Source organism: Halomonas sp. DP8Y7-1 (assembly GCF_019801685.1).
GTDB classification, from domain to species: domain Bacteria; phylum Pseudomonadota; class Gammaproteobacteria; order Pseudomonadales; family Halomonadaceae; genus Halomonas; species Halomonas litopenaei_A.
The window spans coordinates 82,316-106,411 of sequence record NZ_JAHVIN010000005.1; the positions used below are offsets into that span (position 1 = coordinate 82,316).

16 protein-coding genes are annotated in these 24,096 nt (G+C 62.5%); 12 read left to right on the forward strand and 4 right to left on the reverse strand.

The features are described 5' to 3' along the window. The gene (gene argS, locus KUV41_RS05885) at positions 1–1,686 is read right to left on the reverse strand and encodes an arginine--tRNA ligase (RefSeq protein WP_222483392.1); all 1,686 of its coding nucleotides are present in this window, start codon (positions 1,684–1,686) and stop codon (positions 1–3) included. 130 nt (positions 1,687–1,816) lie between these two features. Continuing rightward, positions 1,817–4,042 carry a primosomal protein N' gene (locus KUV41_RS05890; RefSeq protein ID WP_222483393.1) on the reverse strand — a complete coding sequence of 742 codons (2,226 nt, stop codon included), beginning with the start codon at positions 4,040–4,042 and terminating at the stop codon, positions 1,817–1,819. A 168-nt stretch (positions 4,043–4,210) separates the two neighbouring features. Here KUV41_RS05890 and rpmE point away from each other — a divergent pair, with 168 nt between their 5' ends. Continuing rightward, on the forward strand, positions 4,211–4,423 hold the full coding sequence (gene rpmE, locus KUV41_RS05895) for a 50S ribosomal protein L31 (protein WP_206940235.1): 213 nt from the start codon (positions 4,211–4,213) through the stop codon (positions 4,421–4,423). Between the two features lie 377 nt (positions 4,424–4,800). Beyond that, a complete protein-coding gene (locus KUV41_RS05900; RefSeq protein ID WP_206940233.1) occupies positions 4,801–6,072 on the forward strand; it encodes a malic enzyme-like NAD(P)-binding protein in 1,272 nt (423 codons plus the stop codon). A 178-nt stretch (positions 6,073–6,250) separates the two neighbouring features. Here KUV41_RS05900 and KUV41_RS05905 read toward each other — a convergent pair whose 3' ends face one another. Continuing rightward, the gene (locus KUV41_RS05905) at positions 6,251–7,012 is read right to left on the reverse strand and encodes a YdiY family protein (RefSeq protein WP_206940232.1); all 762 of its coding nucleotides are present in this window, start codon (positions 7,010–7,012) and stop codon (positions 6,251–6,253) included. A 103-nt stretch (positions 7,013–7,115) separates the two neighbouring features. Next, positions 7,116–9,644 carry a penicillin-binding protein 1A gene (locus KUV41_RS05910; RefSeq protein ID WP_206940230.1) on the reverse strand — a complete coding sequence of 843 codons (2,529 nt, stop codon included), beginning with the start codon at positions 9,642–9,644 and terminating at the stop codon, positions 7,116–7,118. A gap of 237 nt (positions 9,645–9,881) precedes the next feature. Between KUV41_RS05910 and pilM the strand changes: the two genes are divergently transcribed. From pilM to KUV41_RS05960, 10 genes are all read left to right on the forward strand, one after another. Continuing rightward, positions 9,882–10,934, forward strand: coding sequence for a type IV pilus assembly protein PilM (gene pilM, locus KUV41_RS05915; RefSeq protein ID WP_222483394.1), 1,053 nt, complete (start codon positions 9,882–9,884; stop codon positions 10,932–10,934). Beyond that, positions 10,931–11,488, forward strand: a complete 558-nt coding sequence (locus KUV41_RS05920) for a PilN domain-containing protein (RefSeq protein WP_222483395.1) — start codon at positions 10,931–10,933, stop codon at positions 11,486–11,488. Before pilM ends, KUV41_RS05920 begins: the two co-directional genes overlap by 4 nt. After that, complete coding sequence (locus KUV41_RS05925) at positions 11,485–12,213, forward strand: type 4a pilus biogenesis protein PilO (RefSeq protein WP_206940224.1); 729 nt, start codon at positions 11,485–11,487, stop codon at positions 12,211–12,213. The genes KUV41_RS05920 and KUV41_RS05925 overlap by 4 nt, the downstream gene beginning before the upstream one ends. Then, positions 12,210–12,740 (forward strand): pilus assembly protein PilP, encoded by a 531-nt coding sequence (locus KUV41_RS05930; protein WP_222483397.1) that lies wholly within the window; start codon positions 12,210–12,212, stop codon positions 12,738–12,740. The genes KUV41_RS05925 and KUV41_RS05930 overlap by 4 nt, the downstream gene beginning before the upstream one ends. A 32-nt stretch (positions 12,741–12,772) precedes the next feature. Next, positions 12,773–14,140 (forward strand): type IV pilus secretin PilQ, encoded by a 1,368-nt coding sequence (locus tag KUV41_RS05935; protein ID WP_315900555.1) that lies wholly within the window; start codon positions 12,773–12,775, stop codon positions 14,138–14,140. Next, positions 14,140–14,688, forward strand: coding sequence for a shikimate kinase AroK (gene aroK / locus KUV41_RS05940; RefSeq protein ID WP_206940219.1), 549 nt, complete (start codon positions 14,140–14,142; stop codon positions 14,686–14,688). Before KUV41_RS05935 ends, aroK begins: the two co-directional genes overlap by 1 nt. After that, positions 14,685–15,803, forward strand: coding sequence for a 3-dehydroquinate synthase (aroB, locus tag KUV41_RS05945; RefSeq protein ID WP_206940217.1), 1,119 nt, complete (start codon positions 14,685–14,687; stop codon positions 15,801–15,803). The genes aroK and aroB overlap by 4 nt, the downstream gene beginning before the upstream one ends. Positions 15,804–16,350: 547 nt before the next feature. After that, on the forward strand, positions 16,351–20,796 hold the full coding sequence (gene gltB / locus KUV41_RS05950) for a glutamate synthase large subunit (RefSeq protein WP_206940215.1): 4,446 nt from the start codon (positions 16,351–16,353) through the stop codon (positions 20,794–20,796). A gap of 34 nt (positions 20,797–20,830) precedes the next feature. Continuing rightward, a complete protein-coding gene (locus KUV41_RS05955) occupies positions 20,831–22,249 on the forward strand; it encodes an FAD-dependent oxidoreductase (RefSeq protein WP_222483400.1) in 1,419 nt (472 codons plus the stop codon). 186 nt (positions 22,250–22,435) lie between these two features. Next, positions 22,436–24,091 (forward strand): CTP synthase, encoded by a 1,656-nt coding sequence (locus KUV41_RS05960; protein WP_206940212.1) that lies wholly within the window; start codon positions 22,436–22,438, stop codon positions 24,089–24,091. The last annotated feature ends 5 nt before the right edge of the window (positions 24,092–24,096 follow it).

Consider the following 24,096-nt stretch of genomic DNA (forward strand, 5'->3'; position numbering starts at 1 on the left):
TTACATCTCCTCCGGCGCGCCGACGCCCATCAGGTCAAGCCCATTACGCAGCACTTGGCGGGCAGCAAGGCCCAGTGCCAGGCGGGCATTGCGCAAGGCAGCGTCCTCGACCATGACCTTGCAGGCGTTGTAGCAGCTGTGGAAATCGGCAGCGAGGTCCTGCAGATACTGGGCGATCTGCTGGGGCTCGCGAGCCTTGGCGGCGTGTTCGACCACCTCGGGGTAGCGGGCCAGGCGATTGAGCAGCGCCTTTTCCTGATCCGCTTCGAGCAGGCCCAAGTTGGCCATGCCCGTGGCGTGGTCGAAGGCCAGGCCTTCGCTCTCAGCCTTGCGCAGCACGCTGCAGACGCGGGCGTGGGCGTACTGCACGTAGTAGACCGGGTTGTCATTGGACTGGGAGCGCGCCAGATCAATGTCGAAGGTCAGCTGGGAGTCTGCCCGCCTGGCAGCGAGGAAGAAACGGGTGGCATCTCGCCCGACCTCATCGATCAGGTCTCGCAGGGTGACATAGCTTCCTGCGCGCTTGGACAGCTTGACCTCGACCCCTGAACGGGTCACCAGCACCATCTGGTGCAGCACGTAGTCGGGCCAGCCCTTGGGAATACCCACGTCCAGGGCTTGCAGCCCTGCGCGTACCCGGGTCACGGTGGAATGGTGGTCCGCCCCCTGCTCATTAACGACGGTGGTGAAACCCCGTTGCCACTTGTCGAGGTGGTACGCCACATCCGGCAGGAAGTAGGTGTAGCCGCCCTCGCTCTTGCGCATTACCCGGTCCTTGTCATCGCCAAAGTCCGTGGTGCGCAGCCACTGAGCGCCGTCCTGCTCATAGGTGTGACCATTCTCCGTCAGGCGGCGTGCGGTTTCCTCGACCTTGCCGTCTTCGTACAGCGAGGACTCCAGGAAGTACACGTCGAAGCTGACGCCGAAGGCGCGCAGGTCGAGATCCTGCTCCCGGCGCAGATAGGCGACGGCGAAGTCGCGGATGGCCTCGAGGTCATCGGGATCGCCCTTGCCGGTCACATGGCGATCGTCGGCATGGACGGTGTCACCGGCCAGGTAGGCGTTGGCCACGTCGGTGATATAGTCGCCGCGGTAGCCGTCCTCCGGCCATCCTGCGTCGTCTGGCCCGAGACCCTTGGCGCGGGCCTGGACGGACAGCGCCAGGTTGCTGATCTGAGCGCCTGCATCGTTGTAGTAGAACTCGCGGGTGACGTCGTAGCCGGTGGCCTCAAGCAGGCGACACAGGCAGTCGCCGACGGCAGCGCCACGGCCATGTCCCACGTGCAGCGGGCCGGTCGGGTTGGCCGAGACGAATTCCACCTGCACCTTCTCTCCCTGGCCTGTCAGGCTGCGGCCGAACGTATCGCCAGCATCCAGCACGTGGCGCACGACCTGGGCAGCGGCATCCGTGGCGGCGAAGAAGTTGATGAAGCCTGGGCCCGCGATGTCGACCTTGGCGACAGCATCGCTTTGCGGGAGAGCGGCCACCAGTTTTTCCGCTATCTGGCGCGGGGCTGACTTGGCGGGCTTGGCCAGCATCAAGGCGAGGTTGGTGGCGTAGTCACCGTGAGCCTTGTCCTTGGTCGGATCGACCTTGTAGGTGGGGGCGAGTTCCTGGGGAATGACTTCCTGCTGCTTGAGCTCGGCAAGGGCGGCATCCAGCAGCGCAACGATAGTGTCTTTCATGAGGCGTCTATGTCCTGTGGCACGGTGGCCGAGCGCGGCGATCAGGGCGCCAGTCGGCAGGCAGACCGTGCATTATCGATGATTGCGTCCAGCCTTTAAAGGCCGGACGTCTGCTCATGGAAATTCCGGATCAGCTCAGGCTCTGAGGGTCGACATCGATCGACCAACGAACGCGTCGGGCGTCGGGCCAGGCCTCCAGCCGCTGTGCCAGCCACGCCAGGGCAGGGTGCAGCTGACTGCGCTTGTCAGACATCAGCGCCAGCTGCAAGTGGTAACGATTCTGTCGCCGCTCCATGGGGGCGGGCACTGGGCCGAGGCAGTCGAGTTCGAGCGCCTGTTGCTTGATGTGATCGCGCAATTCGCGGGCGAGCTCTCGTGCCAGGGTGGTCAGTGCCTCTTCTCGAGGCCCCTCCATGCGCAGCAGGGCCATGAAACGGTAGGGAGGAAGGGCGGCGATGCGTCGCTCATCCAGCAGTGTCTGGGCCAGAGCGTCATAACCCCGGTCTGCCAGCAAACGGAGGTTCGGGTCGTCCGGGTGCATGGTCTGTACCAGCACCCTGCCCGGGTGGGCCGCGCGCCCGGCGCGGCCGGCCACCTGCTCGAGCAGCTGGGCGGAATGCTCGAGGGCACGAAAGTCGCTGGCATAGAGGCCGGCGTCGGCATTGACCACGACCACCAGCGTGACGTGAGGCAGATGGTGTCCCTTGGCAAGCATCTGAGTGCCCACCAGGATGGCCGGCTCGCCCCGGCGCACCTCCGTCAGCATCTTCTCCAGGGCATCCTTGGTACGGGTACTGTCACGATCGATACGATGCACGGGAACGTCGGGAAAACTCTCCGCCAGGCTTTCCTCGGTGCGCTCGGTGCCGCTGCCCAGCGGGCGCAGGTCAGCACTGCCACACTCTGGGCAGGCGTCGGGAAGGACTCGCCGGCGGTCGCAGTGGTGGCAGGCCAGCATCGGAGGCTGGCGATGCCACGTCATGCGTGCATCGCAATGATCGCAGTCCGCCATCCAGCCGCAAGCATGGCAGGACAGGGTAGGAGCAAAGCCGCGGCGATTGATGAACACAAGGACCTGATGTCCGGCGCTCAGAGTGGCCTTGATGGCGTCGATAACCGGTGGAATCAGGCCTCCGCGGCGAGTGCGCCCCTTCAGGTCGACAAGCTCCAGGCGAGCGGGAGCGTGGCGGGTGGCTCGCTTGGTCAGCCGCAGGTGGGCGTAGTCCCCTGTCAACGCGCGATGCAGGCTTTCCAATGAGGGTGTAGCGCTACCCAATAGTAGCGGGATCTGGTCGCGCTTGGCGCGCACCACCGCCAGGTCTCGCGCATGGTAGCGCAGTCCGTCCTGCTGCTTGAAGGAGCCGTCGTGCTCTTCATCGACGATGATCAGGCCTGGCCTCGCCAGCGGCGTAAAGATGGCCGAGCGGGTGCCGATGATGATCAGTGCTCTGCCGCTGGCAGCGGCTTCCCAGGCATCCAGGCGTTCATGGTCGGTCAGACCGGAGTGCAGCGCAACGACGGGCACACGGAAGCGCTGGCGGAAGCGTCCCAGGGTCTGGGGGGTAAGCCCGATTTCCGGAATCAGCACCAAGGTCTGGCGACCTTTGGCCGCGACGGCCTCGATCAGCTGCAGGTAGACCTCGGTCTTGCCGCTTCCCGTGACACCGTGCAGCAGACACGGGTGAAAGCGATCCAGGCCCTGGTGCAACCGATTGAGCGCTTTCGCCTGTTCGTCGTTCAGGCTGAGGGCGGGGCTGGCGAGAAGGCCCTTGGTGTCGTCCGTGGGGGCCGCGGCGAGCGCTTCCTCATGGCGGATGATCAGTCCCTTGGCTTCCAGGGAGCCCAGCTGGTCTCGGCTGAAGGACTGTGCCAGGACCACCTGGGTCGTCAGGCCGTGAGGATGCTGGCCCAGCATCTCGAGTAGTGCGGCCTGTCGAGGCGCGCGTCCCAGTCGCGAGCGGTCGGCGTTGGCATTGATCATCCAGCGCTCACGGGTGCGGGCCTGCAGTGGTCGCCCCTGGCGGAGGAGCACCGGCATGGCATGTGCCAGGGTGTCGCCCAGCGCATGTTGATAGTAGCGTGCGGTGAACCGGCACAGCCAAAGCCAGTCCGCCGGTAGCGGCGTGCTGTCGATACAGCTCTGGATGGGCTTCAGTTTGTCCAGTGGGAAGTCGCTGTCATCGGCGCAGGCCACGATGACGCCCACCACCTGCCGACGACCGAATTCGACGCGCACGCGCAGGCCCTCCTGCCAGCCGTCGGGCGGAACTGGGCCGCCAGGACGGTAGTCGAACAGTCTGCGCAGAGGTGAGGGAATAGCAATGCGCAGTACGCGCGGGGCAGGGGTGTCAGGCAATTGGCCTCCACAATGAAGTCTGCTAGAATGCTCCGCCGCCTGTAACAGGCAGGCGGTTCACCGGCCGGCACGGTGGTGCGTCACAGCATGCACGATGGCCGTGCCATTACCCGTATGCGGTGCCTGGCAATGGATCAGGTGGCGGCATACCGAAAAGTGAGGTTCACGATGAAACAAGGTATCCACCCGGATTACAAGACGGTCAACGCGACTTGCTCCTGCGGCGCCAGCTTCGAAGTCGGCTCCACTGTCGGTCACGACCTGCACCTGGACGTCTGCTCTCAGTGCCACCCCTTCTACACTGGCAAGCAGAAGCAGGCTACCACCGGTGGCCGCGTCGAGCGCTTCAACAAGCGCTTCGGTGCTGCACTCAAGCGTTGATCGTCTGATGGGCGCCGTCGTCAGGCGACGGCGCAATGTCATGATGACGCTCGGGCTTTGCCCGTCACAAACCCGCCAGCATTGGCGGGTTTGTTGTATCTGGAGGACGCATCGCACCACGTTTCTGGGTATCGCTGTTGCGGCGCGTCAATGCGTAAGACGTCGCTGAGGTCTAGTCTTCTAAGGACGGTTGCGTCGCTCGGCTGATGGATTCAGCGCTTTGTTAGACGTTGGTGCAATGCAGCAAAAGTTGTCGACATTGTCAGCGAACATCTTCAAACGAGCGTGTAAATATCGCTTTTGGTGCCAATGTTGAGAAATGGAATATTTTTCTATATTGTGTGGCCACGTTCCACAAGGATATCCGGACACCAAGCATGACAGACGCAAAGAAGCAGGCTGCGCTGGACTATCACGCACTTCCCATTCCCGGCAAACTGTCGGTCGAGCTGACCAAACCGACGGCCACCGCCAAGGACCTGGCGCTTGCCTATAGTCCTGGCGTGGCGGAGCCCGTGCGCGAAATCGCTCGGGACCCGGAGAATGCCTATCGCTATACCGGCAAGGGCAACACCGTCGCGGTGATTTCCGATGGCACCGCCATCCTTGGCCTTGGCAACCTCGGTCCGCTGGCCAGCAAGCCGGTCATGGAAGGCAAGGGGGTGCTGTTCAAGTGCTTTGCCGGCATCAACTCGGTCGATATCGAGGTCGATGCCGAAAGTCCGCAGGCGTTCATCGACACGGTGGCGCGCATTGCCGACAGTTGGGGTGGCATTAATCTCGAGGACATCAAGGCGCCGGAGTGCTTCGAGATCGAGCAAGCCCTGGTTGAGCGCTGCAAGATCCCGGTCTTCCATGATGACCAGCACGGCACCGCCATCGTGACGGCGGCGGGCATGCTGAATGCGCTCGACATCGCCGGCAAGTCGCTTGAGCAGGCGCGGATCGTCTGCATGGGGGCTGGTGCTGCTGCGATTGCCTGCATGAAGCTGCTGGTGGCTTGTGGTGCGAATCCCGCCAACTTGGTGATGCTCGACCGCAAGGGAGTCATCCATAGCGGGCGGGAAGACCTGAATCAGCACAAGGCGATGTTTGCGGTAGATACCGACAAGCGCACCCTGGACGACGCCATCGATGGCGCGGATGTCTTTATCGGCCTGTCCGGCCCCGGCCTGATGACGGCCGACCATATCCGCAAAATGGCCAAGGATCCCATCGTCTTTGCCTGCACCAACCCGGACCCCGAGATTCATCCCGATCTGGCCCGGGAAACCCGCCCGGACGTCATCATGGCGACGGGGCGGTCTGACTACCCCAACCAGGTCAATAATGTGCTGGGTTTCCCGTTCATCTTCCGTGGCGCGCTGGATGTGCGTGCAACTCGCATCAACGAGGAGATGAAGGTAGCGGCGGTCCATGCGCTCAAGGACCTTGCTCGCGAGCCTGTTCCTCAGGCGGTGCTGGATGCCTACGAGCGTGACGCCATGAGCTTTGGCCGGGAATACATCATTCCGACCCCGGTGGATGTGCGCCTGCTGGAGCGAGTGACCTCCGCCGTCGCCCAGGCGGCTGTCGACTCAGGGGTGGCACGCAAGCCCTATCCTTCGCACTATCCGCTGAAGACCATCGACGACGTCTACGGCAGCTGAGCGCCGTCTCAAGCGTGGCTCTCTGGTCATGCGGTAATGAAAAAGCCCTCCACTGGAGGGCTTTTTTGTATGGGCTTTTTTGTATGTGAGGGCTTGATCAGGGAGCGCAGAGCTTGGTGTGTCGAGAGAGGATGGTTCACCAACGCTGGCTCGGGCGCTGACCCAGGCTGACGTCGTCTCAGAACTCGTAGCGTAATGAGGCTGACGTAATTCGATCCGTCCGTGCTTCGGCGTCTTCGGGTGGATCCGAGTTGTGCTTTATCTCATGCGACAGTCGCAGCGACATGTGCGCATTGATCCGGGTATCGAGTGCGGTGTAAGAGCGTAGCGTCGAGTTCTTGCGCGTGGTCTCGACCGAGAGTTCCTGTTCAAGACTGGCGCTGGCGCTCAGGATGTAGCCGGCTTCCATGGCGCCGTAGGCGACGGCCAGGCGCTGATCGTCCTCGTCGGGCAGGATGTCTGCGCGATAGCCTGGGCCTGCCTCAAGCTCAAGGTGGGCGCGGGGAGAGTCGAGGATCTGCCGGCCGTAACCAGTAATGGCGGTGAACTGATGATCGTAGCCGCTGAAACGATCCTTCTCCCAGCGACCGAAGGCAAACAGATAGTGAGGACCTACCAGCTCGCGGCGCTGACGAAACGAGGTCATGTAGCGTTCGGCGCTGGTTTCACTGTCCTCGCTGGCATGGCGGGCTTCGGCCCGAAAGCGCGATAGCCAGGCGCCGTTGAGCCAGGTCAGCTGGGTCTTGCCCAGCACGGTCTCGGTGTTGGTATTGCCGGAGAGACGGGTATAGCCAAATTCGACATGCCCGATAAAGTCGGGGGCGTCGTCGTTCGGCGCTGCAGGGGCGTAGAAGGAATCGGCCAGGGATGGCGATATCGGCACAAAAAGCCCAAAGAAGCACAGTGTGGCTGCCAGCGTGCGTAAGCGGGAAAGCACCATGTGGTGGTCACCTGGATAAGGCTAGGGGAAGAGATCAGGATGCCGCCATGGCGGCAGTCATGCTTCTCCCCCGGGCGGGGGAGAAGCGACTTGCGGGATGAGGCTAGAAGATAGCTTCGTAGGCGCCAGTGCCCTGGGAGCCGCTGTGACGCTCCACGGCGCTTTCCACGCGACGGGGCTGGACACTGGGCATGTGATCTTCGTCGAAGATTTCCTCGATGCCACCGCCCTGGTTGTCGCCGAGTAACCGGCCGGTGTTGGCGTCTACGCGGGCCGTCACGATACCCGGCGGCTGCGGCGGAATGTTCTCCGGCTTGCCCGCCAGCGCCTGGCCCATGAAGTCGACCCAGATCGGCAGTGCTGCCTGGGCGCCGTACTCCGCAGTGGGAGTGTTGTCGTCCTTGCCGACCCATACGGTGGTGGCGTAGTCGCCGTTGAAGCCCGCGAACCAGGCGTCGCGCTGATCGTTGGTGGTACCGGTCTTGCCGACGATATCGCTGCGCTCAAGGGAGAGCGCGCGACGAGCGGTGCCGCGTTCGACCACGTCACGCAACATGTCACGCAGCAGGTAGACCGCGCGGGCATTGGCCACCCGCGGAGCGACTTCATAGGTCTTGCCGTCGATCTCGGTGGTGCTTTGTCCTTCCTCGCACTCACGGCATGCCACCCGCGGGCTTGCCTCTTCCACCAGCGTCTGTTGCTCACCCTGGGTAATCTTTTCGATAAACCAGGGAGTGACGCGGAAACCGCCGTTGGCGAGCACGGCGTAGGCATTGGTCATCTCCAGTGGCGTCAGGCTGGCGCTACCCAGGGCCAGTGACAGCCCGTTAGGCAGACGCTCTCGGGAGAAGCCGAAGTCGACCAGAAAGTCGATGGTGCGATCAAGGCCAATGCTTTGCAGCAGGCGGATGGTGACCAGGTTGCGCGATCGTGCCAGGCCAGTGCGCAGACGGGTCGGGCCAAGGAAGTCGCCGCTGGAGTTCGATGGGCGCCACAGTTCGTTGCTGCCGTCGTTGAGCACGACGGGGGCGTCGTTGATCACGGTGGCGGGGGTCACATCGCCGCTGTTGAGGCCTGCCAGGTAGATAAACGGCTTGAAGATCGAGCCTGCCTGGCGACGTGCCTGAATGGCGCGGTTGAACTTGCTGGCATCGAAGTCAAAGCCCGCCTGCAGGGCCAGAATCGCGCCGGTCTTGGGATCCATCACCACCAGCGAGCCTTCCGCATCGGGCTGCTGGGAGAGTCGCCAGCTGTCGTCTTCGCGCTGCAGAATGCGCACGAGATCACCGCGGCTGGCGATCTGGGAGGCGGCCGTGGGCTTGGCCCCACGATAGCGAGCGCTCTTGTAAGGAGCTGCCCACTCAAGGCCCGCCCAGTCCAGGGTGATCAACTGGCTGTCGTGGGTGAGGACCTTCATTTCACGGCCATCGGTCGCCACCACAATGGCGGGCTCCAGGGGGCCGAAGGAGGGGGTGCGCTCGAGCACTTGCAGCCAGTTGCTGACGTCGCCATCGATGCCTTCGACCGTTGTCTGGCTGCGTTCTGCGGCACGACGAGCGGTTTCCATCACCTCGGGTGAGCCTGACAGCTCTTCTTCCAGGCCAGTGCGCTCGGTCTGGTCCTGCGCTTCTGCCAGACTTTGCGGGATATCGGTGTCTTCCGGGCCGCGCCAGCCGTGGCGGGTATCGTAGGCGATCAGGCCATTGGCCAGCGCCTGCCGCGCCATGGGCTGCAGCTCGCTGTCGATGGTCGTGGTGATGCGATAGCTGCCGGTATAGGCCTCGTCACCGAAACGTTCGGTGGCGAACTGCCGCGCCATCTCCGCGACATAATCGGCCTGAACTTCGGCACGGGCGACGTGACGGCTGGCCGTGATCGGGGCCTGGACGGCGTCGTCGTAGGCTGCCTGGTCGATATACCCAAGCTCGCGCATGCGGAACAGGATCCAGTTGCGGCGAATCAGGGCGCGTTCGGCATTGGCCAGCGGGTTGAAGGACGAAGGCGCCTTGGGCAGCCCGGCAATCATGGCGCTTTCGGCCAGGGTCAGTTCGTCCAGCGGCTTGTCATAATAGACCTCTGCCGCAGCGGCAATGCCGTAGGCGCGGTGGCCCAGGAAGATCTTGTTGACGTACAGCTCCATGATTTCCTGCTTGGACAGAATCTGTTCCATCTGCAGCGACAGCAGGATTTCACGCAGCTTGCGGGTAAAGGTGCGGTCCAACGTCAGCAGATAGTTTCTCGCTACCTGCATGGTGATGGTCGAACCCCCGGACTGGGGCGTGCCGCCGCTGGTGATCAGCTGCTTGACGGCCCGCGCCAGCCCTTTCGGATCCACCCCCGGGTGTTCAAAGAACGCCGCGTCCTCAGCGGCCATCAGGGCCTGCAGCATGGGCTCGGGGATCTCATCGAAATCGACGGGCATACGGCGTTCCTCGCCGAATTCGCCAATCAGCTGGTTGTCCCTGGTGTAGATGCGCAGCGGGGTCTGCAGCTCGAAGTCCTGCAGCTGGCGGACATCGGGAAGACCGGGCGCAAAATAGAGGGCGGCACCAACGACACCCAAGGCTGCTGCGGCGCCCAGTGAGATCACTAGCCACACGGCAGAGAATAAGAGCGTTCTGAGATACTTCATGAAATCGCGGTGTCCATGCTGAAAACGAAAACGGCGGGGTATATCACTGAAAAAGGCAATCCTTTGCGTCGGCCATTATAGGAACTGGGCGCAGCCGTCACCACCTTTGTGACGAATTACCCGCCTTGTTGCACAAAGTCGTGGCATAGATCAGTAACCTCTTGCCTACGGTTGGCTAGGCTGGCACCACGGTAATGTGCATCGGGTGCATGCCATAGCTGCGGATGCGACGACGACATGTGGTTTACCTCAAGGGCCAATGGCCTGGTGGGTGTGGATATCACGTCTGCCACGGTCAAGCTGATCGAGCTTGAGTCGGTAGCGGGTGGCCACCGAGTGGTCAGCCATGCGGTGGGACCCTTGCGCCAGGGAGCCGTGGTCGAACGCCGTATTCGCGATATGGGCGAGGTGATCGAGGTCCTGTCCCGTGTCGTCGAGCGCGCCGCCCCGCGCAGTCGGCATGCCGCCGTGGCGGTCCCTTCTGGAGCGGCGATCACACGCTTGCTGCGTTTCCCGGCGGACTTGAACGAGGACCAGGTCGAAGCCCGGATCGAGTGGGAGTCTGACAAGCACATTCCGTTTCCGTTCCGTGAGGTGGCATTCGACTTTCAATGCCTCGGTGAGTGTGTCGATGATCCGGCATTTCGGGAGTGGTTGCTGGTGGCGTGTCGACGCCACGATGTCGAGCAATTGACCCAGGCGCTGGAGGCCAGTGGGCTGGTGCCGGCCGCCGTCGATGTGGAGAACTTTGCCATCGAACGAGCCATGGCTGGGCTCTATCGGCGTCTGCAGATGGGGGATGAGGCCTTGGCGCTGGTGGATGTTGGTGCCTATCTCAATGCGCTGCATGTGCTTGAGGCAGGGCGGATTATCTATAGCCACGACAGTCTTTACGGCGGCATGCAGTTGACCGAGGCCATCCAGCGTCACTACGGCATGAGTCTTGATGAAGCGGGTTTCGCCAAGAAACGCGGCGGCTTGCCGGGGGACTATGGGCAGGCCGTGCTGCTGCCGTTTCTTGATACCTTGATCGGCCATATCGAAAACTCGCTCCAGCTCTATCGCGTGTCGGGAGGATTTCGCCCGCTGAGTCGCCTGTTGGTGGCGGGGGGCACCAGCCTGATCGGCGGCTTCGCCGAACGGCTATCTGAGTCGATCGGATTGCCGGTCAGCCTGGTCGATCCGCTGGAGGGCATGAGCATTGCATCATCCCTGGACGTCGACGCCGTGCGCGCCGAGGCCCCCGCGCTGCTGACCGCCTGTGGCCTGGCGCTGAGGGGGCGGGCATGAGCCGGGTGCGCATCAATCTGCTCGATTGGCGCGACGCGGCCAGGGTGCGGCGTACCCATGGCTTCTGGCTGACGGTGGTCATGGCTGCAGCAGCAGGCGTGGGAGTGGCCTTGCTGGCGTCGCTGTGGCTGCAGTGGCAGCTGTCGTTGATGGCTGAGCGCGACCAGCACGTGCAGCAGGCGATGACGCAGCTCGAGGCAACGTCGCGGGAAATGGCGGACCTTGACCGGCAGCTGGCGCTGCTTGACCAGGAAGAGGCACTGCTGTCTCGCTTGCAGGACCAGCGTCGGCAGACCCTGGATGTGGTCAATGGTCTGGCTGCGACGCTGGTCAATGGCGTGCGTTATGACCGGGTCGAGCGCCGCGATGATGCGCTTATCCTCGAGGGGGAGGCGGTCGACAGTGCGCGCCTGGTCGAGCAGCTGCGTGCCCTTGAGCGAGTGCCGACGTTCCTGGAGCCGCAGCTGTCTCGGGTAGGGGCACAGCATGGTCGCCAGCACTTTGTCGTGCAGTTGCAACTGGCGTCCCACGCCGTCGAGAGGCCAAGGCCATGATGCCGTCACTGGATAGGCGCAGGGCGGTGGGGCATGGGGCCGACGCGATAGCGGGGGTGCCATCATCGCGCTCCCGGTGGCTGCGCCTAAGGGAAGAGTGGCGTCGCTTGGGTGTGGTCGACTGGCGACGGTTGGAGCTGGGTGAGGCCGGGCGCTGGCCATGGATGTTGCGCGTGCTGGTGGGCTCCAGCGCCTTTTGCGTTGCGCTTGTTGTGACGCTGGTGTGCTACGTGCGACCGCTGGCGATACGCCTGGAGCAGCTTGAGCTGCAGGAGCAGCAGGCGATCGGGGAGTTTGAAGCGCGGGCGCGTGAGCTGGCGGAGCTGGATCGCATGAAGCGCGTGCTGGTGAATCTGGATCAGATGGTCAGCGAGCGTCGGCAGATGCTGCCGGATGGGGCTGATATCCCCTCGCTGCTTGAAGGTATCGGGGATGAGGCCAGAGCCCGGGGGCTGGCACTGCAGGAGCTGGCGCTGGGGCAGCCTCGTCCGCTGGCGCTCTATGTGGAGCGTCCCTTCGAGCTGCGGGTGCGGGGGGGATATCACGCCATCGGTGGCTTTATCGCTGACCTCGCCAATCTGCCGCGCTTGGTGACCATTCACGACTTCAGTCTGCTGCCCGTGGAAGGCCAGCTTGAGCTGAGTGCTCGGGTGCAGACCTACAGTATTGGCGATGCGTCGGCCGCCGCTGTGCGAGTCTCCGATGAGCAGGTACGGCGTCAATGAGCAGCCGCTGTCGGGGAGAGTTCACCCGTCTGTGGCTGGTTCTGGCCTGTGTCATGACGGGCTGTGTCTTGACGGGCTGTGAACACGACAGCCTGGAAGCGTTGGATGAACGACTGGCGGCGGCGCTGACCACCGAATGGCGCCAGCCGGCAGGAGAGCTGCCTGAGAGCGTTGAGCTTCCGATTCTTCACTACCTGTATGCCGAGTCGAGAAGCCCCTTTCGCTTCGCCGGCCAGGTGCAGCGCGATCCCCAAGGGTTGGCCGCCTTTGCTCTGGACGAATTGACCCTGGTCGGGGTGCTGGAGCGCCAGTCCCAGCGCTGGGCCTTGTTCGAGACGCCTGGAGGGCGGGTGCATGCCGTAATGGAGGGGCAGTCGCTGGCCTCTCCAGCGGTCAAGGTGGCGGCCATCGAACCCGATGCGGTCAGGCTGGAAGCCGATCATCCGGAGCATTATGCCTGGCGGGATCGCCTGGTGTCGGTGGGCGAAGGGCCAGCAGGGTCCGTCGTCGCCACAGCAACTCAATGACGCGGGGCGAACATGCAGAGACTGATGAAATCATGGCGCAGCCCGATGAAGGGCCGCAAGCACCGCAGGCGGGGGCTGTTCTCTGGCTCGTGCCGGTCATCTTGGGAGTGGCGTCCTGCAGCGTGCAGGCGGCAGATTATCCGCAGGCGGACTATCAGGGCGCGCCGATCACGCTGAACTTCCAGGATGTCGAGGTGCGTTCCGTGCTGTCGGTGCTGAGTGACTTCACCGGCCTCAATATCGTGGTCAGTGATAGCGTCAGTGGTCGCGTCACGCTGAATCTCGATAACGTGCCCTGGGACCAGGCCCTGGAAATGGTGCTGCAGACCCAGGGGCTGGGTAGTCGCCGCCAGGGCGATATCCTGCTGGTGGCCCCGGTGGCGGAGCTTGCCGAGCGGGACCGACTCTCGTTGGAGGCCGCTTCTCGACGCGACCTGTTGGAGCCGCTGGTGACGGAGCATGTCGAGGTGCGCTATGCCAAGGCCAGTGAGCTGGCCGCGCTGCTGCGAGGTGAGAGTGGCTTTGGTCTGCTGACCGAGCGCGGCAGGGTCGCCACGGATCCGCGCACCAACACCTTGCTGATCCAGGATGTGCCGGCTCAGCTGCTCGAGATCAGAAGAACCCTGGCGCGGCTCGATGTACCGGTCAAGCAGGTACAGATCTCGGCGCGTATCGTCGTCGCCAGGGACAATACCGCCGAGGAAATCGGCGTCAACTGGGGTGTCAGCAGTCGCCATGGCAAGACCGTCGGCGATAGTGGGGATATCACCATCGGGGATGTGATTTCGGGCAATCGAGGGGATACCTACGGCGGCATGTCCGTGGACCTGGGAGATGCCCTGGAAGCGGGTAACTCTTTCAACATCGGCTATCTGGCCGGTGACGTGCTGCTGGACCTGGAGCTTCGAGCGCTGGAGAGCGAAGGCAAGAGCCAGACCATTTCCGAGCCCAGGGTGATTACTTCCAATCAGCATACGGCGCTGATCAAGCAGGGTACGGAGATTCCCTACCAGGAGTCCACTTCCAGTGGCGCCACCAACGTGGAGTTCAAGGAGGCCGTGCTGGCGCTGGAGGTAACGCCACAGATCACCGGTGACGACCGGGTGGTGATGGATCTGACCATCAACAACGATACCTTGGCCGAGCAGAGCATCGACGGCGAGCCCGCTATTGATACCAACGAGATTCAGACCCAGGTGCTGGTGGATGACGGTGAAACCGTGGTGTTGGGCGGAATTTTGACCACGCAGCAGCTGCATACCCTCTACAAGACCCCCTTGCTGGGTGACCTGCCGGTGCTGGGTAGGCTTTTTCGCTATACCGAGGACGTCAACGATAAGGTAGAGTTGTTGGTATTCATTACACCCCGGATACTCGACGACGGCCTGGCGAATCACTGATGCAGGATGTACCGAACCTGATTCTGATAGGCCCCATGGGGGCTGGAAAGAGCACCATCGGCCGCCTGCTGGCGGCCGAATTGTCACGTCCCTTCTACGACAGCGACCATGAGATCCAGGCACGCTGCGGCGCGGATATTCCCTGGATCTTCGATGTCGAGGGCGAGAGTGGCTTTCGCGATCGTGAAAGCAGCATGATCAGCGAGCTGGTCGATTACGACCAGGTCGTCATTGCCACGGGTGGTGGCGCCGTGCTGCGCGAGGAAAATCGACAGTGCATCCGGGAGGGTGGCACCGTCATCTATCTCTATACCACCGTGGAACAGCAGCTCAAGCGTACCGCCAAGGATCGCAACCGTCCGCTGTTGCAGCGCGGTGATCGCGAGCAGCTTTTGCGTGACATGTTTGCGCTGCGCGACCCGCTGTATCGTGCCACCGCCGACCTGGTAGTGCGTACGGATCGCCGCGGACCGCGCTCCGTGGTCAACGATATCGTGCGGCGTGTCCATCGTCTTCTCGACCCCCTGACTTGCAAGGCTTCCTCATGACCACCGCATCGATTGCTGATCCCTTGTCGTTGAACGTCTCCCTGGGAGAGCGTAGCTACCCCATCTATATCGGTGCGGGACTGATGGACCAGGGCGAGCGCCTGGTCTCGCACCTGTCCGGGCGGCAGGTGATGGTGGTGACCAATGAGACCGTGGCGGCGCACTACCTCGAGCGCCTGACGACGGCGCTCGCCCGGGCGGACGAAACGCTGCGTATCGAAACCCTGGTACTGCCCGATGGGGAGGCGTACAAGAATATCGAAGGGGTGTCGCGCATCTGGGATGCCTTGCTGGAGGCTGGCTTCAACCGCCGCTCGACGCTCGTGGCCCTGGGTGGCGGGGTGATCGGGGATATGGTCGGGTATGCCGCAGCGTCTTATCAGCGTGGCATCTCGTTCATTCAGGTGCCGACCACGCTGTTGTCTCAGGTGGACTCTTCGGTGGGAGGCAAGACCGGGGTCAATCATCCCTTGGGCAAGAATATGATTGGTGCCTTCTGGCAGCCCCGTGCCGTGCTGATCGATACGGCGACGCTGGCGACGCTGCCCCAGCGGGAGTTGTCCGCCGGGCTTGCCGAGGTGATCAAGTACGGCTTTATCTACGATCGCGCTTTTCTCGAATGGCTGGAGCAGCAGCTCGACGCGCTGCGTCGGCTGGATGACGTGGCTCTGGCCACGGCCATCGAGCGTAGCTGTGCGATCAAGGCCGAGATCGTGGCCCTGGATGAAACCGAGCAAGGTGTTCGGGCGCTGTTGAATCTGGGCCATACCTTTGGTCATGCCATCGAGGCCCATATGGGCTACGGTGCCTGGTTGCACGGCGAGGCAGTGGGAGCGGGCATGATGATGGCTGCCGACCTGTCGATGCGGCTCGGATTTATCGATAGCGAAGCGGTCGACCGCACACGGCGGCTGATCGAGCGCTGTGGTCTCCCGGTGTCGGCGCCGGCCGAGATGAGTGTGGAGGACTTCGTGTCACGCATGAAACTCGACAAGAAAAATCTCGACGATCGCATTCGACTGATCCTGCTGCAGGAGCTCGGCAAGGCCTGCGTCCATGATCAGACGCCATCCGCGGTCCTTCACGATTGCATCAAGGAGTTCCCGCGTTGCTGATGCTGGGCTGCGGCAGGGGGTAGTGCTCGACCGGTTTTGCTCGAGCGTGGATCGCCGGCGCCCGCCATTGTGCGGGCGTTTGCGTGTCTGAGGGTAGCGTCGCTCGCGACAGACTGATGCAAGGGGGGGGGGCTCCGTCAGTCTGTCAGCCAGTCACAGGCAATCAGGGCGGATGGCGAGCAGGTTCACGAACAGCGTTCATGCGTCGATCAGTATGTCATATGCCTGATCGGCATGGGGTGTCGACAGTTTTTACGACTAAAGTCTAGTGGCGAAATCGGGGTAGTCGAACTTGCTGGAAAACACTTCCAAGTGGTTGACCTGATACGTTTTTTTTCTTGCCTGTCTGTGCAACCTTCAGATTTACGGTGTTTTTTTATCTATGTGGAGGTCGCGGGTAATTGCGCAAGGGCGGGGTGCTGGCTATGCTGGGAACCCATTTTTCCTGCAGTTAGCGATGGCCCGAGCGGGCGCTAAATAAAAAGAAAAACCGATAACAATATCGCGAAAATGCTGTGACTACAACCCTTTCACCCGAGGCGCGCCCATGAACAAAGGTCTTCATCAGCCTGGCGAGTTCCGTGACAACTGCGGGTTTGGCCTGATCGCCCACATGGAAGGGCAGGCTAGCCATGAATTGCTCAGCACTGCCATCGAGTCCCTGACCTGCATGACCCACCGCGGTGGTATCGCGGCCGACGGCAAGACCGGCGATGGTTGCGGGCTGTTGTTGAAGATGCCCGACGGCTTCATGCGTCAGGTGGCTCAGGAGAGCCTTGATGTGGCCTTGGGGGATCGCTACGCCGTAGGGGTGATCTTTCTGCCGGATGACGACCAGCGCGAGACGGCCGCCCGACAGACACTGGAAGACTGCCTGACCCAGCGTGGTGTCAAGGTCATCGGCTGGCGCGACGTGCCGGTCGACCCCAGTGTCTGTGGTCCCATGGCCCTCGACTGCCTGCCGCGGATCCGTCAGCTGTTTGTCGAGCCGGGTGCGGGGGAAGAAGCGTTTGATGTTTCCCTGTTCATGGCTCGTCGTCTGGCCGAGCAGGCCCTGATTCATGAGCCCGACTTCTATGTAAGCTCGCTGTCCAGTGAAGTGGTGTCCTACAAGGGGCTGGTCATGCCGGTAGATCTGCCGGCCTTCTATCAGGATCTCGGTGATGAGCGCCTGGAAACCGCTATCTGCGTGTTTCACCAGCGCTTCTCCACCAACACCGCCCCCCGTTGGCCGCTGGCTCAGCCGTTCCGTCTGCTGGCCCATAACGGCGAGATCAACACCATTGAGGCCAACCGTGGCTGGGCCAACTCGCGCAAGGAGAACTTCATCTCCGAGCGGCTGCCCGACATCGCCAGCCTCGACCAGATCGTCAACACCACCGGTTCCGACTCCTCTAGCATGGACAATATGCTGGAGGTGCTGTTGACCGGTGGCATGGAGCTGCACCGTGCGGTGCGCATGATGGTGCCGCCTGCCTGGCAGAACGTGGAAATCATGGATGGCGACCTGCGCGCCTTCTACGAATACAACTCCATGCACGTGGAGCCGTGGGACGGTCCTGCCGGCGTGGTCATGACCGATGGGCGTCAGGCGCTGTGCATGCTTGACCGCAACGGCCTGCGTCCGGCCCGCTGGGTGATCACCAAGAACGGCTTCATCACCCTGGCCTCCGAGATCGGCACCTACGACTACAAGCCCGAAGACGTGGTCGCCAAGGGGCGTGTCGGTCCCGGTCAGATTCTGGCGGTGGACACCGAGACCGGTGAGGTGCTGCACACCAGCGACATCGATGAGCGGCTGAAGTCTGCCTATCCCTACAAGCGCTGGCTGAAGCAGGAAGCCCAGTTCCTCGAGTCTGCCCTGACCGAGCTTGCCGCCTTCAAGAATATGGACCCTGAAACGCTGCAGGTGCAGCAGAAGATGTTCCAGGTGAGTTTCGAAGAGCGCGACCAGGTGCTGCGCCCGCTGGGAGAAAGCGGTCAGGAAGCCGTCGGCTCCATGGGTGACGACACCCCCATGGCGGTCCTGTCGGGCAAGCATCGCATGCTCTCGGACTACTTCCGTCAAAAGTTCGCCCAGGTGACCAATCCGGCCATCGATCCGCTGCGTGAAGCCATCGTCATGTCGCTTGAGACCTGCATCGGCGCCGAGCGCAACGTGTTCAAGGCGACCCCTGAACACGCCCACCGGATCGTGCTGACCACCCCGATCCTGTCGCCACGCAAGTTCACCGCCCTGGTGAGTCAGGACGACCCCGCCTTCGCCAGTCACACCCTGTCGCTGGGCTATGACCCGGAAGAGAAGGGGCTCAAGGCTGCGCTGCTGGAGCTTTGCCGTGAGGCAGAAGCCGCGGTGCATGAGCAAAAGGTCATTCTGGTCCTGTCCGACGCTGACCTTCCCCAGGGGCAGGTGCCGATCCATCCGGCACTGGCGGTGGGCGCGATCCACAACGAACTCGGTCGCAAGGCCCTGCGTCCTCGCGTCAACCTGATCGTCGAGACCGGCTATGCCCGCGACGCGCATCAGATGGCGGTGCTGTTCGGTGTCGGGGCGACGGCGGTCTATCCATGGCTTGCCTATCAGGTCATGGCCGATATGCACCGTAGCGGTGAGCTCTCTGGCAACCCCGCTGATGCTCGCGAGAACTATCGCAAGGGCCTGCAGAAAGGGCTCTACAAGATCCTGTCGAAGATGGGTATCTCGACCCTGGCGTCCTACCGTGGCTCCCAGCTGTTTGAGGCGGTGGGGCTTTCCTCGGAAGTCATGGATTTGTGTTTCACCGGCATGGCGTCGCGCATTCAGGGTACTGGCTTCAACGAGATTCAGCTGACCCAGGTGGCGCTGGCCAAGGACGCCTGGAAGCCGCGCAAGGGTATTTCCCAGGGCGGCCTGATGAAGTACGTTCACGGGCACGAGTATCACGCCTACAACCCCGATGTGGTGAAAGCGCTGCAGGAGGCGGTGCAGGAGGGCGACTACAGCAAGTGGAAGAAGTTTGCCCAACTGGTCAATGAGCGTGACCCAGCCACCATTCGTGACCTGCTCAAGCTCAAGCCCGCCGCCGAGCCGCTTCCGCTTGAGGAGGTCGAGCCGGTCGAGGACCTGCTGCCACGCTTCGACAGCGCCGGCATGTCCCTGGGGGCACTGTCTCCTGAGGCCCATGAAGCGTTGGCGCAGGCCATGAACGAGGCCGGTGGGCGCTCCAACTCTGGTGAGGGCGGTGAAGACCCCTCACGTTACGGCACTATCAGAAGCTCCAAGATCAAGCAGATCGCCTCTGGTCGTTTTGGCGTTACTCCGGCCTATCTGGTCAATGCCGAGGTGCTGCAGATCAAGGTCGCCCAGGGTGCCAAGCCTGGTGAAGGCGGCCAGTTGCCGGGTGGCAAGGTGAACGAGCTGATTGCCCGTCTGCGCTACTCGGTGCCGGGGGTGACCTTGATCTCGCCGCCGCCACATCACGATATCTATTCCATCGAGGACCTGGCTCAGCTGATCTTCGACCTCAAGCAGGTCAATCCTGATGCCCAGGTGTCGGTGAAGCTGGTGTCTGAGCCGGGTATCGGCACCATCGCGACCGGTGTGGCCAAGGCGTATGCAGACTTGATCACCGTGTCCGGTTATGACGGTGGTACCGCGGCAAGTCCGCTGACCTCCATCAAGCATGCCGGTTCGCCTTGGGAGCTAGGCTTGCCGGAAGTGCATCAGGCGCTGCGTATCAACGGCCTGCGCGACAAGATTCGACTGCAGACCGACGGCGGTCTGAAGACCGGTCTCGACGTGATCAAGGCGGCGATTCTCGGTGCCGAGAGCTTCGGCTTTGGTACGGCGCCGATGGTGGCCCTGGGCTGCAAGTACCTGCGCATCTGTCACCTGAACAACTGCGCCACCGGCGTGGCGACCCAGATGCAGTATCTGCGTGATGAACACTTCCGCGGCACGGTGGACATGGTCAAGCATTACTTCCGCTTCATTGCTGAAGAAGTGCGTGAGCTGATGGCGCTCGTAGGGGTGCGCAAGCTCACCGACCTGATTGGCCGCACCGATCTGCTGGAGGTGTTTGAAGGCCTGACACCGTCGCAGAACAAGCTGGACCTGACGCCGTTGCTGGCCAACGATCACGTGCCGGCAGATGCGCCCCAGTCCTGCCAGGTCAGCCGCAACGTGCCACATGACCCTGGTGCCAAGAACCTCGAGGTGCTCGATGCGCTCAAGTCGGCGATCGAGTCCAAGGCCGGGGCCGACGTGTCCTTCACCATCACCAACTGTGACCGTTCGGTGGGGGCGCTGACCTCTGGGGCCATTGCCAAGCAGTATGGCGAGGCTGGTCTCGACGATGCCCCGGTAACGGCACGCTTTACCGGCGTGGCGGGTCAGAGCTTTGGTGTATGGAACGCTCGCGGGCTCAACCTGTACCTGGAAGGGGATGCCAACGACTACGTCGGCAAGGGCATGAATGGTGGCAAGATCGTCATCACGCCGCCGAAGAACAGTCAGTTCGACAGCCACAAGACAGCGATCATCGGCAATACCTGCCTGTACGGCGCGACCGGCGGCAAGCTGTTCGCTGCGGGCACGGCCGGCGAGCGCTTTGGCGTGCGCAACTCCGGTGCCCATGCGGTCATCGAAGGCTCTGGCGATCACTGCTGTGAGTACATGACCGGCGGCATCGTCTGCGTGCTCGGTGAAACTGGCGTCAACTTCGGTGCAGGCATGACCGGCGGCTTTGCCTACGTGCTCGACGAAGATCGCTGTTTTGTGGATCGCTACAACCACGAGCTGGTGGAGATCCATCGCGTCAATACCGAGGCCATGGAGGCCTACCGGAGACACCTGAGGGAGACCATCGAGGAATATGTTGCCGAGACCGGCTCACAACGCGGCCAGGCGATCCTCGAGGACTTCAGCGACTTCATCCGCCATTTCTGGCTGGTGAAGCCCAAGGCGGCGAGCCTGAGCGGTCTGCTCGCCCAGTCCACGCGTCAGCCCGAATAACCCGACGGCGTCCCGAACAAGGCAGGAGAACATCATGGCAAACCGTTTGAGCAACGACTTCCAGTTCATCGACGTCGGTCGTCAGGATCCGCAGAAGAAAGCGGCGCGCACCCGCGCCCGTGAGTTCGCTGAAATCTACGAACCGTTCAAGCCCATGGATGCGGCGAGTCAGGCCCATCGCTGCTTGCACTGCGGCAATCCCTACTGTGAATGGAAGTGCCCTGTTCACAACTATATTCCCAACTGGCTGCAACTGGTCAGCGAGGGCAACATTCTCGAGGCGGCAGAGCTGTCTCATCGCACCAATTCGCTGCCCGAGGTATGCGGCAGGGTGTGCCCCCAGGATCGCCTGTGCGAGGGTGATTGCACCCTCAATGATGGCTTTGGCGCCGTGACCATCGGCTCGGTGGAGAAATACATCACGGACACGGCCTTTGCCATGGGCTGGCGCCCGGACATGAGTCAGGTGACCTGGACCGACAAGAAGGTCGCCATCATCGGTGCCGGACCCGCCGGGCTCGGTTGCGCGGATATTCTGGTGCGTAATGGGGTCAAGCCGGTGGTGTATGACAAGTACGCCGAGATCGGTGGTCTGCTGACCTTCGGCATTCCGGAATTCAAGCTTGAAAAGACCGTCATGGAGCGCCGTCGCGCCGTATTCGAGGAGATGGGCGTGGAGTTCCGCCTGGGCGTCGACGTCGGCAAGGACATTGCCTTCGACGAGCTGCTCGAGAAGTACGACGCGGTGTTCCTCGGCATGGGTACCTACACCTACATGGAAGGTGGCTTCCCGGGCGAGGATCTGCCCGGCGTGCACAAGGCGCTCGACTACCTGATCGCCAACGTCAATCATCGTCTGGGCTTCGAAAAGAACCCCGAGGACTTCGTGTCTCTGGAAGGCCAGCGGGTGGTGGTGCTGGGTGGCGGCGACACGGCCATGGACTGCAACCGTACCGCCATCCGGCAGGGTGCGAGGGAAGTCACCTGCGCCTATCGTCGTGATGAAGAGAACATGCCGGGTTCCCGTCGCGAGGTGGCCAATGCCCGGGAGGAAGGTGTCGACTTCCTGTTCAATCGGCAGCCGGTGGCGGTCGTCGGTGAGGAGCGAGTCGAAGGCGTCAAGGTGGTGCGCACGCGGCTGGGCGAGGCTGACGAGAACGGACGTCGTCGCCCGGAAGTGGTGCCAGGATCCGAGGAAATCATTGCGGCGGACGCCGTGGTCATTGCCTTCGGTTTTCAGCCTAGTCCGGCCCCCTGGTTCGAGACCTTTGGTATCGAGGTTGACGAGCGTGGCCGGGTGAAAGCGCCGGAGCACGGCAGCTTTGCTTTCCAGACCACCAATGAAAAGATCTTCGCCGGTGGTGACATGGTACGCGGCTCCGATCTCGTGGTGACCGCCGTGTATGAAGGCCGCCAGGCGGGCGAGGGTATCCTCGACTACCTCGATATCTAGAAACCGAGAGTGATGCTGGCGCCCGTTCGATCAGGAGGGCGGGCGCCAAAGCGCTGGCGAGTTGGGCAGAGAGAAGAAGCTTCCCTGTTGTGCAAATTGAGCCGTTGATCGAATTCTGCTAGTCTGTCGTCCCATCCTGGCGCGGCTTCCTGCCGGGCCTACCGATCACGTTTCGACAGGTTCTCCATGACACGATATATCTTCGTGACCGGCGGCGTTGTGTCCTCTCTTGGCAAGGGCATTGCGTCGGCCTCGCTGGCGGCGATTCTCGAGGCTCGCGGCCTCAAGGTCACCATGCTCAAGCTCGACCCGTACATTAACGTGGATCCGGGCACGATGAGCCCTTTCCAGCACGGCGAGGTGTTCGTCACCGAGGATGGCGCAGAGACGGACCTGGATCTGGGTCACTACGAGCGCTTCATCCGGACCAAGATGACCCAGGCCAACAACTTCACCACCGGCCGAGTGTATGAGCACGTGCTGCGCAAGGAGCGCCGTGGTGACTACCTCGGTGGTACGGTGCAGGTGATTCCGCACATCACCGACGAAATCAAGCGTCGCGTGTACGAGGGTGGTGAAGGGTTCGACGTAGCGCTGGTCGAGATCGGCGGCACCGTCGGCGACATCGAGTCACTGCCGTTCCTTGAGTCCATCCGTCAGATCCGCAGCGAGAAGGGCGCCAGCAACGCCATCTTCATGCACCTGACCCTGGTGCCGTACATCCAGACGGCGGGTGAGACCAAGACCAAGCCGACCCAGCACTCCGTCAAGGAACTGCGCTCTATCGGTATCCAGCCGGACATCCTGATCTGCCGCAGCGAGGTCGAGCTGGAAGAGACCGAGCGTCGCAAGATTGCGCTGTTCACCAACGTCGAAGAGCGTGCGGTGGTGCCGCTTCAGGATGCCGATACCATCTATCGCATTCCGCTGATGCTGCACGAGCACGGCCTTGATGACATCGTCTGCGACAAGCTGCGTCTGGAAGCCCGCGAGGCCGATCTGAGCGAGTGGGTCAAGGTGCTCGATGCCAAGCTCAATCCGCTGAAGTCGGTCAACATCGCCATGGTCGGCAAGTACATGGAGCTGCTGGACGCCTACAAGTCGCTCAACGAAGCCTTGATCCACGCGGGTATCCAGACCCGCGTGAAGGTCAACGTCGACTACATCGACTCCGAGGATATCGAGCGTCACGGCACCGAGCGGCTGGCAGGCAAGGACGCGATTCTTGTGCCGGGTGGCTTTGGTGAGCGCGGGGTCGAAGGCAAGATTGCCACCGCGCGCTTCGCCCGTGAAAACGACATTCCTTACCTGGGCATCTGCCTGGGGATGCAGGTAGCGGTGATCGAGTACGCTCGGCATGTGGCAGGTTGGGACGATGCCAACTCCACCGAGTTCACCCACGATACCCAGCATCCGGTGGTGGGCCTGATCACCGAGTGGCTCAATCCGGAGGGCAAGATCGAAATCCGTGATGAGGCCTCCGATCTCGGCGGCACCATGCGCCTGGGCGGCCAGGAGTGCCGGCTGGCCAAGGGGTCCAAGGCGCGTGACGCCTACGGCGACGAGGTCATCGTCGAGCGTCATCGCCATCGTTTCGAGGTCAATAACCAGTTTATTGAAGAGCTCGAGAAGACAGGACTGGTCATCTCTGGTCGCAGCGTCGACAACTCCCTGGTGGAAATGGTCGAGCTGCCGGATCACCCCTGGTACGTGGCGTGTCAGTTCCATCCGGAATTCACCTCGACGCCGCGTGACGGGCACCCGCTGTTTACCGGTTTCGTCAATGCGGCACTCGGGCACAAGGCCAAGCGCACCCGCGCCCAGTCCACCCATCAGGAGTGATACTG